2 protein-coding genes and 2 rRNA genes are annotated in these 1,406 nt (G+C 65.7%); 2 read left to right on the top strand and 2 right to left on the bottom strand.

The annotated features are described in order from the left end of the window. Positions 1–362: sensor histidine kinase (locus EAO75_RS44500; RefSeq protein WP_261989716.1), on the top strand; the 362-nt coding region annotated here is incomplete at its 5' end. After that, positions 359–1,039, top strand: coding sequence for a response regulator (locus tag EAO75_RS44495; protein WP_148000825.1), 681 nt, complete (start codon positions 359–361; stop codon positions 1,037–1,039). The genes EAO75_RS44500 and EAO75_RS44495, both read left to right, overlap by 4 nt. Positions 1,040–1,092: 53 nt before the next feature. Here EAO75_RS44495 and rrf read toward each other — a convergent pair. Both rrf and EAO75_RS46865 read right to left on the bottom strand, forming a co-directional pair. After that, positions 1,093–1,209 (bottom strand): 5S ribosomal RNA (gene rrf / locus EAO75_RS44490). Between the two features lie 87 nt (positions 1,210–1,296). After that, positions 1,297–1,406 (bottom strand): 23S ribosomal RNA (locus tag EAO75_RS46865); the annotation flags it as partial.

The raw sequence follows: 1,406 nt of genomic DNA, 5'->3' as shown, positions 1-1,406 counted from the left end.
ACCGCGACGGCGATGGACATGAGGACCGGGACGATGTCCTTGTCCGGGGTTCCCTGCGGGTGGCGGGCCGCCAACTCACCGTCTACCGCGTCATCCAGGAAGCCCTCACCAACACCCTCAAACACGCGGGCCCCGACACAACGGCGCACATAGAGCTCTCATACGAGAAGAAGGGCGCCGTCACTGCGACCGTGACCGACACCGGCAACGGCGGCCCCTCCCAACCCACGGGCGGCCGCGGCCTGCCCGGAATGCGCGAGCGAACAGCCCTGTACGGCGGCACACTTGAGGCCGGCCCACGCCCCCACCCCGAACAGGGCTGGCGCGTCCACCTGCACCTCCCGGAGGAAACCCCGCAGTGACCACCGTCCTCATAGCCGACGATCAGCCCCTGCAGCGCTTCGGCTTCCGGATGCTCCTGGAAAGCCAGGACGACATGACAGTGCTGGGCGAAGCCGCCAACGGCAGCGAGGCGATCCGCATGACCGCGGAACTGCATCCCGACGTGATCCTGATGGACGTCCGCATGCCCGGCCTGGACGGCATCGAGGCCACCCGCCGCATCACCGCTTCCGGCGACCGCACCAGGGTGCTGATCCTCACCACCTTCGACCTCGACGAGTATGCCTACGCCGGCCTCCGCGCAGGCGCCTCAGGCTTCCTCGTCAAGGACGCCCAGCCGGAGGAACTCCTCTCCGGCATCCGCGCGGTCGCCACCGGCGACGCGGTGGTCGCCCCAAGCCTGACTCGCCGCCTCCTCGACGCGTACGCCCACCACCTCCCGCCGCAAAGCCGCGCCGAAGGCCAAGAGACATCGGCTCTGGACCACCCCCGCCTGTCTCCCCTCACCGACCGCGAACGCGAGATCCTCACGGTGGTCGGCAAGGGCTGGACGAACACGGAAATAGCCACGCGCCTCCACCTGGCCGAGTCGACGGTGAAGACCCACGTGGGCCGCATCCTCGCGAAGACGGGCTCGCGGGATCGAATTCAGGCGGTGATTCTGGCGTACGACACGGGACTGGTTCAGCCGTCCTGAGCCAGAAATGCAGAAAGGCCCACGCCRTAYGGCGTGGGCCTTTCTCAAAAATTGTTCGGCGGCGTCCTACTCTCCCACAGGGTCCCCCCTGCAGTACCATCGGCGCTGTAAGGCTTAGCTTCCGGGTTCGGAATGTAACCGGGCGTTTCCCTCACGCTATAACCACCGAAACACTATGAAACTGTGACCGGAAACCCCCCAAACAAGGGGGGACGTCGGTCGTTGCTTCAGAACCAACACAGTGGACGCGAGCCTCTATGGACAAGCCCTCGGCCTATTAGTACCGGTCACCTCCACACGTTACCGTGCTTCCAGATCCGGCCTATCAACCCAGTCGTCTACTGGGAGCCTTTCTACTGGGAGCCTT

Origin of the sequence: Streptomyces sp. UW30 (genome assembly GCF_008042075.1) — a bacterium.
Classification (GTDB): Bacteria; Actinomycetota; Actinomycetes; order Streptomycetales; family Streptomycetaceae; genus Streptomyces.
The sequence above is the reverse complement of the archived record's forward strand: the minus strand, read 5'-3'. Positions and strand labels throughout refer to the sequence as shown.